Genomic DNA, 9,513 nt, shown 5'->3' on the forward strand with positions numbered 1-9,513 from the left:
CCTCGATTCAGTCAACCCACTTTTTATTCGCTGCTCAATATGAAAATAAAAATATAATTACGATACGTTAAAATTAAAATCGAACCTTTCTCCAGGCAGCCCCCCGAAGTGGTTTATGTGATCTGGTATTAATTTTGTATAGAGGCTCAAGGTATTAGACAAGCCGGCCGATATACTTTTTAATCCAATACATTTAATGCTGCCGGCATCGATCCTAAGGGAGTTTGCGATCTAAATGTACAACCGGAGGAAGGAAATGGCTTACAAAAATGGCAGTGGAAGGCTTATTATCGTTTCAATGGCGGCATGTCTGATTTTCAGTGTGTCGACGGCGTGGGCAGACGTAGATACCGATGGCGACGGGGTGCCGGATGCTTCCGATAATTGCCTGATGAGTGCCAATTCAGATCAAAGGGATAGTAATGGCGATGGGTTCGGTAACCTGTGCGACCCGGATCTGAACAATGACGGCAAAGTCGATCTCATAGACTTCGGTATGTTCAGAGCTGCCTATGGCACTGGTGATCCCGATGCAGACCTCAATGGCAATGGCAGTGTGGATCTCGCCGATTTTGGTCTATTAAGAAGTTTTTACGGGGCCCCCCCCGGGCCTTCCGGCGATGGCGTTGGCACGGGAGGGGATCCCCATGCCAATCTCACCTATGGCGCCTATCCCGGCAACTGCCTTGCCTGCCATACCGAACAGGCCGGCGAGATGATGCAGACCACCCATTACCAGTGGCTAGGCGAGGCGCCGGACATGACCAATGGCGCCGGCCAACGCCAGGGCAAGCTGACCAATGCCGTCAACAGCTACTGCATCAACATCGAAGGGAACTGGCCCGTGTGCGGCAGCTGTCACGTGGGCCGCGGCCAGCGACCTGACGCGGCGGGCAACGATCTGGAAAATATCGATTGCCTGATGTGTCACAACGACGACTATGCCGCCCAGCGCACCCGCCTTTCCGACGGATCCATGGGGGTTGCCCAGCCCGATGACAGCATGGTGCGAAATGTCCACCGGCCCACGCGCGCCAACTGCCTGACCTGTCATGCCACCGCCGGCGGCGGCGACGGGGTCAAGCGCGGCGATCTCTCCAGGGCCACCATCACCAATGCCGACCGCAGCTTCGACGTTCACATGAACAGCGCCGGTGCCGATCTTGAATGCCAATCCTGTCACGTGTTCGACAAACACAAGGTGATCGGCAAAGGGTCGGACCTGCGCCCCACCGACGACCTGGCACGAGGCTCGGAAATCAGCTGCCTGACCTGCCACACCGACAAGAACTCCCCGAATGGCCATGACACGGCCAAGAACAACGACCACGTGGCCCGGGTGGCCTGTCAGACATGCCACATCCCTGAATACGCCAAGGTGGCCACGGAAACCTATCGTGACTGGCGAACCCACCACGACGGCAGCCCGGCTGACGCCTCGGCTTTGCCCGGTCATCCATATACTGAAAAGGTTGCCAATTTGACCCCGGAATACCGATTCTGGGATCGTAAGAGCGATAACGCACTTCTGGGAGACGATGCCAGCCGCACTTACAATGGGGACACAGACACTTGGCCGACGTCGACCCCCTTGGGATCGGTTACCAGCGGCAAGCTGTATCCGTTTAAATACAAGACCGCCATGCAACCCAAAACACGGGCCGACCACCGCCTGATCGCCCTGAACACCTTTGAATACCTCAAGGGAACGGGCAACGCGGATGCGGCAATCCAACAGGGCCTTACCGCCATGGGCTACCCGGCCGACGAACCCTACGAATGGGTCCTGACCGACACCCACGGGATGCTCAACCACGGGATCAGTCCGGCGGCCAATGCCCTGCAGTGCGCGGACTGCCACGGCAGCATCGACCGTATCGATCTGCAAGGGGAACTGGGCTACCAGCTCAAGGGCAGCCAGTCATCGGTTTGCACCCAGTGCCATGGCTCAGAGGACAACCAAGGCTTTACAAAAATCCACGATAAACACGTTCGCAAGGAGAATGTGGACTGCAACCGCTGTCACACCTTCTCCAGACCCGAGCGGTAATCGATCGAGATTGGCACTACGCCGGTATCGCTGAAACAGGCGGTCCGGCGTGGACGCCAAACAGGCTGCCAGCAGATCAACCGCAACCCGAACAGAGGTGCGAGAGAAAAAAATGAGCCGATCAAAGATCCACCTGATTCCGGTTTTGACCCTTCTCATTTTAATCCCATCGACCGTTTCGGTTCACGCCTGGTCGTTCATTACCAGCCAATTTTCGGCGCCGTTCGATCAATGTCAGACCTGCCACGTATCGAACAGCAACCTGGCCATGAATCCATACGGCGACGATTATTTAGACCCCATTCACCGGTCAAAATTTGCCAGTAAACATCAGGGGAATATGGGTGATTGCAACACGTGCCACAGGGGCGACGGCTATCCCATATTACGCAGCGGGTTGGATGCCATGGATTCGGATCTTGACCTGTTCACCAACCAGGCGGAATTCAACGCCGGCACCTTTCCCGGGGACGCCACGGATTTTCCGGCAGATACCCATGCCCCCACCATCACCGCCTTCAGCCTGCCGGCTACCGCTTCCACCCTCACGGTCGCCATCTCCAGCTTGACGGCCACCGACGATGTCGGCGTCACCGGTTACCTGCTCAAAGAATCCGCTGTAAGTCCGTCAGCCGGTGATGCGGGCTGGACTGCCGGTGCACCGACCCAGTATTCCTTTGCTTCCGCCGGCATTTCCACTCTCTACGCCTGGGCCAAGGATGCGGCCGGTAATGTGTCCACCGCGGCCAGCGCCCAGGTGGACACCACCGCCAGCCAGGGCCGGGTGAACCAACCGCCCCTGGCGTCGGCGGGCATGGACCAGGCGGTGGTCGAAGGAGAAACCGTCACATTGGACGGTGGCGGCTCCAGCGACGACCTGGGAATCTTTAACTATGCCTGGCTGCAGCTAAACGGTACCGGCGGTGCGGCCATCGATCCCAACGATCCGTCAGCAGTGGATATTTCCGACCCCTTCGACATTCAGATCTCTTTCATCACCCCCGTGGTGGGCCTCAACGGCGCCATATTGACCTTTCAGTTGACCGTGACGGATGGCGATGGCGCCCAGGACAGCGCCGAGGTCCGCGTTACCGTGGACGATAACGGCATCACCGATTTCGACGGCATACCGGGTGTCCTTTCGACTTACTCGGCGGACGGCCAGCCCATCGGCATCGGGAACACCGGTGCCAATGCCTGCACCCGCTTTGTCCCGCTGGGCATCCAGGAGGTGGCCGGTGGTTCACGGCAGCCGAAGGATGCCATGTATGGATTCATTGATTTCACGCTGACGGTAGCCGATCCGGCCAGCCCATCGGTCACCATTTACCTGCCATCTCCGGCACCGGCGGGGTATAAATGGTTCAAGTACACCGATGCCGACGGCTGGTTCGATTTCAGCCGGGATGTGATCAGCAACGGCACCGGTGACGGCGCCGTGTTCAATGCCGACCGCACGCAGGTGACCATCCATATTACCGACAACGGCGATTTCGATGACGACCCAACCCCCCTTGTGATCAGCGATCCGGGTGGGCTTGCCTCGGGCCTGTCATCTTCGATATCCGTAGGGTCCAACAGCTTCGGCAGCAGTGGCGGCGGTTGTTTTATCAACGCCGCTGACGATGCTATCGAATGGTTCCGCCTGTTTAAATCCATGGCAGCGCCCCTGTTTATGTTCCTTGCCGCAGGAGGTTTGCGCTTAACGACCAGGAGATAAATCGAATGAAGACGCGACGGCTGACGTTGATCTGCATGGTTGCTGCCACCCTGCTGTTCCAGACAACGTTTTCGACCCGGGCTGCCGCCCAAGCTGCTGACAGATCGTATGTGGGGGCCGAGACTTGCATGTCGTGTCATGAGGAATACTACGACAGTTATTTGAAAAACCGGCATGGCATTGCGGCGGACCCGCGTACGCCGGAAGCCCAGATGGGCTGTGAGTCCTGCCATGGACCCGGGTCCGAACACGCGGATGCGGACGGTGAAGGCGGCATCCGTTCTCTCAAGGCTGATTCGGCGGACGGCACTGCGGTCAACAATGCCGCCTGCCTGCAGTGCCATTCCAAGGGTGGCCAGGCGCTGTGGCACGGCAGTGAGCACGAGGGGCGCAGCCTCTCGTGCACCAGCTGCCACAGCACCCACAACAACTACGCCAACAACCTCGCCTACCCAAGCCAGGAAGAAACCTGCCGGCAGTGCCACAAGCGCATCCGGGCCGAATTGCTGCGCCAGTCCCACCATCCCATCCGGGAGGGGAAAATGAAATGCTCGGACTGCCACAACGCACACGGGACTATCGCAGACAAGCTGGTTGACGCCCAATCCGCCAACGCCAAGTGCTTCGAGTGCCATGCGGATCTCAGGGGACCTTTTTTATGGGACCACCCGCCGGTGGTGGAAGACTGCCTGAGCTGTCACACTCCCCATGGTTCTTCTCACCATGCGCTCTTGAACGCCAGGACGCCATACCTGTGCCAGCGGTGCCATTCCAATGCCGCCCATCCCAGCGAACTGGGTGCGCGACGCAGTGTTGACGCCGGCCAATCGGTCTACCGGGTGCTCAATAACCGGGTCTTCTACCGGTCGTGCCTGAACTGTCATGTGGCCGTCCACGGCAGCAACCATCCATCCGGTAAGAGCCTGGCCCGCTGATGGCTGTATACGGAATCATGCAGAGGACTGAACCATGAAGAGAGTGCTTTCAACGACCCCTTGCCGCTTGGTTGTGCTGATAATGGTCTGTTTCCTGATCCTGCCGCCTACCGCCATGGCATCCGAGACCACGATCAACAACATCCGCGAAGGCCTTCATCCGGCATACACGCGGATCGTCTTTGACTGCAGCGGCAAAGCGCCTGAAGTCGTGGGTCCTGCCCAAACCGACTTCATCTCCCTTCGCTATGCAGGCCTTGAGGTCATTCCCGCCCTCGATCAGATCTCCGGCAGGTTGGGCGGCGCGGTGGACCGAATCGAATTGCGCGAAGCAGAGCACCAGACGGAAATTCGGTTGTCGTTCAAAGCCCCGGGGGCACGGGTCAAGTCCATGATGATTCCCTCAGCGTCGAACGCAGGCAAGGACTACCGGCTCGTCTTGGACATTTATGCCGAACTCCCGGCGACGAAAGCGTCCGCCGCTGCACCCGCCACCGAGGTCGCCCCATCGCCAGTCCCGCAACCTGCGTTCGCCAGGGTCGTTTCAGCAGCCGCGTTTGCCGCCGTACCGGTGGCGGCAGCAGTCACGGAACCCATTGAAAATCGGGGCGATGTCGCTTCCGCCGCCTCTGCCGACATGCCGGCCGTCTACGCCCAGTCGGCGGTTGAGCCAGATGAACCGGCTGCCGCAGCGGAAATGGAGACAGCTCCTGAAGAATCCCAGCTGGTGGTTTCCGGCGAGGCCAGCCTGATCCTGCGGTCGGCCGATCGAGAGGGCGACTCCGCCAAGTTCGAGGAGTATCGGGACATCACCGCGCCGGTTTCCGGCAACGCGACCATCGATGTCGAAAAGGACCGGGACTATTACCTGCGTGGCAAGGCCGAGGGCATCGGTCAGGATGACCAGTGGGTCGGGGCTGAAGGCGGTCGCTATGGCAAGTTTGGCATCGATGCCACCTGGGACAAGATTATCCACCGCTATGGCTACGATGCACGGACACTCTTTTCCGGCGTCGGTTCGGGATACATGACCCTCGACGACAACCTGCAGGCCGACATCCAGTCCGCACCCAATGCCGGCGAAGTGGCCAGCCGGCTCGACGGCTACCTGGCCAGCGCCGTTACTGGAGACCCGGATGTTACGCGGGACCAGCGCAAGCTCGGTATCAACCTGCTGGCATTCGACCCCTTTACCCTGCGGGTCGACCTGGCCAACGAAAAGCGTGAAGGCACCCGGCCCTTTGCCGGCGCATTCAATAGTTCCCAAATGGTAGAGCTTTTCGAGCCGGTCGATTACGACACCACGGATATGAAGATCATCGGCGAATACGCCCTGGCGCCTTTTCTCCTGAACGTGGCTTATCAGTACTCCCAGTTCAAGAACAACGAGGACACGCTGCGTTTCGACAATCCCCTGCGGGCGACCGATGCCGTCGGCGGTCCATCCAACGGAACCACCGATCTGGCGCCGGACAACCAGTATCATAACCTGAATGTCAACGGCGCCCTGACCCACCTGCCCTGGCGCAGCCAGATTACCGCCAGTGCGGCGTGGGGCCGTATGACTCAGGATGACGCACTGGTGCCGTTCACCAGCAACACCGCCATCACTGCACCCGCCCTGCCGGCCGAGCGGGTGGATGCCCGGGTGGACACATCGCTCTATAAATTCCGCTTTACCTCCAAGCCGCTATCCTTCATGCGCGTCAAAGGCAGCTTTCGCTATTACGACTATGACAACCGGACCGGGGTGATCGATTTTCCCGACGGCTATGTCGAAACCGATGACGCTCCTGTTGCGACGGCGATCCGGAATCTGCCCACCAGCTACACCCAGACCCAGGCCGGGGCGGATGTCGGGTTCGATGTATTCACGCGATCCAACCTGACCCTGGGTTATCAATATGAGAAAACCGATCGGACCAACCGCGAAGTTGCCGAGCAGGAAGATCACATCATGAAAGCGTCGCTGGATACCCGCGCCCTGGATTGGCTGGACCTTCGCACGTCATACGCGCGCACCGAACGGGACATCGGTGATTACCGCTACGACGTGTATCTTGACGGCGGCCAGGATTTGGCGCAACTCCCGCAATTGCGAAAATACGACCAGGCTGATCTGACCAGGGATTTTGTCGAATTCCTGGCCACGGTCTACCCCACGGATGCCCTGGCCCTGAGTGGCTCGGTGGCCTATGGCACCGATGATTTCCACAATTCGCCATACGGACTGATCGAGGACAACCGCTATGTCTTCTCATTCGACACCGACTACACACTGGGCGAGCGGCTGACCTTGAACCTCTTTTATACCCACGAAATTTATCAGAACGAGCAGCGCGCCCGGCAAAATGGCGGTGTGACGGATTTTGACTGGACCGCGGAGGGCCAAGACCTGGTTGACACCCTCGGCGGCGGTTTCAAGCTGGCATTGATTCGGGACCTTCTGGACCTGGATCTGATCTATGCTTTCAGCGATTTTGACGGGAATCTCGAATTCTCAAGCCCGGCCGGATCCTTCGACGATTTTTCGGCCGTGGACGACACCAAGACCCACATGCTCAACACCAAACTCGTTTACCACAACACCTCCCTGGACTTCGATGTGGCCGTTGGCTATCTGTGGGAGAAGTTCGACTATTCGGACTTTGCGGCCGAGGGTTTTTCCTATGTCCCCACGGATACCGCCGGCAACTACCAGGGAGCGCTGCTGGCGGGAACCCTGCCCCAGGATTATGATGCCCATGTGATCTACACCCGGATCACCTTCCGGTATCACTGACACCCAAACTGAGCGTTTCGATTTTTTACAGATACCATAATGGGTCGGTATGCTTTGCTTTTGCGGTTTACCGATCTTGAAAATTTGAAACCCGTTGGGATTGCCGATCTCACCGCATAACCGGTGTCAGCCGACCCCCCCGCATCGTCCACGATAGCGGAATGTCAGCTCCCTTGGTTCTGCGGCAAGCTCGACAATCGCTCAATGTGGGTGACAATCCCAATCCTTGTGGCGCACCAATAGCCGCAGGACCCCCTCCAACGACACCCCTTTTTTTCTGATAAACAGCCGTCTTCAGTCGCTTTGAGTAGTATTTTCCCCGCCGGCTAGCATCGCCAATCATCTGAACATAATAATGTCTACAATAAATTGCACCTATGTGCACAGTTCTGGCAAGTGTCGCGTAAAAATATTTATAACATGCTGGAAATATATTTAAAATTAATTTGGTATGATGGTTGCTGTTACTTCTGCAGAAACAATCGCTAAAGCGCCGGCAGCTTATGAAAAACACAATCAGAAGGTGATCAAAAAAAGAAATCGATTTTTTAGGAGAGAAAGACAATTACGCATCATCCATGAACTTTTAAAGGACCAATTGGTGCGCGTCGATCTACTGAAATGGATCGGAAAGGTGTTTATAATGAAAAAGTACATTTATGGTTTGTTGGTCGGTTTTCTTTCCCTTGCTCTTTCGGGCAATACGTTTGCCAAACCGAATTTTGGCTCCAACTGTGGGTCGTGCCACGGCGTTCCGGTTGTAAAAAATTTTGACCTCCCGGAATCTCATGGTTCGCTGACCGTTCCCATCACCGGGTTCACCGCCACGGACACCGATCCACAAAAGTCCAGCCTGGCCAGGATTTCCGGTTATATGGTCACCACAGCTAACAGTGCACCGGATGCAGGTGCTCCGGGGTGGCAGTCGTCGCCCCCCAATTCATTCACGTTTGCATCCGATGGCCTGCAGACTTTGTATGCCTGGGCCAAAGACTCCCTGGACATCGTGTCTGCTGCCGCATCCGATGCAGTCAAAATTTTGATCGTCACCAACACTCCGCCGGTCGCCGATGCCGGCCCCAACCAAACGGTGAAAGAGGGGGTCGCCGTCACCCTGGACGGCTCCAACTCCGATGACAGCGACAACGGTATCGTCAGCTACCTCTGGGAACAAGTTCCCGCTCCCGGAACCGTGGCTATCTCTGACCCTACGGCCATAGCGCCGACTTTCAGCACGCCTGACGTGGGGCCTGGCGGGGCGGCCTTGACCTTCCGCCTGACCGTTTCCGATGGGGAGGCAACCGACACGGATACAACCATCGTCAACGTTTCCTGGGTCAATATCGCACCGGTGGCCAATGCCGGTGACGATCGAACCGTTGCCGAAGGTACACCAGTCACCTTGGATGGTGCTGCTTCGAATGGCGTTGATGACGGTATTGCGACCTATTCTTGGGCTCAAGTGGATACCAGTGGCGTGATTGCCGATCTGATTGGTTGGAGTACGGCGACGCCCGAATTTACCGTAGCCGAGGTGGGGGCCAATGGTGAATCGTTGACCTTTGAACTGACCGTCACCGATGACGGCGGGTTGAAGGCCACCGATCGTGTCGTGGTTAACCTGACCAATATCAACCAGGTCCCGGTAGCCAATGCCGGTGCCGACCAGACGGTGGCAGCAGGCGATGAAGTCGTGCTGGATGCCTCGGGTTCCCACGATCCCGACACCGACCTCGATCCCGACACTGCCTACACCTGGAAGCAGACCGTCGGTCCATCTGTCACCTTTTCCGCTCCGGGTGCCATCAAACCGGCGTTTACGGCCCCGGCTATAGCGGACGGAGCCAGTGAAACCCTGGTATTTGAATTGACGGTTACGGACGGCCAGCTGCAAGCCACGGACACATGTGAGATTTTGGTCAATGGCGCCACCCCGCCGCCTGTCGAAGAGACGCCGGTGGTTGAGGAGACCCCAGTGGTCGAAGAGGCGCCGGTGGTTGAAGAGGCGCCGGTGGTCGAAGAGGCG

The 9,513-nt window shown here is 57.8% G+C and carries 5 protein-coding genes; all 5 read left to right on the forward strand.

Going from position 1 to position 9,513, the window contains the following annotated elements:
• The first annotated feature begins 256 nt into the window (after positions 1-256).
• Entirely contained in the window at positions 257-2,050 is a 1,794-nt protein-coding gene (locus ABYV26_RS13970; protein WP_372681967.1) for a cytochrome c3 family protein, read from the forward strand.
• A 112-nt stretch (positions 2,051-2,162) separates the two neighbouring features.
• Positions 2,163-3,770, forward strand: a complete 1,608-nt coding sequence (locus tag ABYV26_RS13975; RefSeq protein ID WP_372681968.1) for a choice-of-anchor U domain-containing protein — start codon at positions 2,163-2,165, stop codon at positions 3,768-3,770.
• Positions 3,771-3,775: 5 nt separating this feature from the next.
• Positions 3,776-4,705, forward strand: coding sequence for a DmsE family decaheme c-type cytochrome (locus tag ABYV26_RS13980; protein ID WP_372681969.1), 930 nt, complete (start codon positions 3,776-3,778; stop codon positions 4,703-4,705).
• A 34-nt stretch (positions 4,706-4,739) separates the two neighbouring features.
• On the forward strand, positions 4,740-7,487 hold the full coding sequence (locus ABYV26_RS13985; RefSeq protein WP_372681970.1) for an MtrB/PioB family decaheme-associated outer membrane protein: 2,748 nt from the start codon (positions 4,740-4,742) through the stop codon (positions 7,485-7,487).
• A gap of 643 nt (positions 7,488-8,130) precedes the next feature.
• Positions 8,131-9,513: PKD domain-containing protein (locus ABYV26_RS13990; RefSeq protein ID WP_372681971.1), on the forward strand; the 1,383-nt coding region annotated here is incomplete at its 3' end.

Origin of the sequence: Desulfosarcina sp., from assembly GCF_041551955.1 — a bacterium.
GTDB lineage: Bacteria > Desulfobacterota > Desulfobacteria > Desulfobacterales > Desulfosarcinaceae > Desulfosarcina.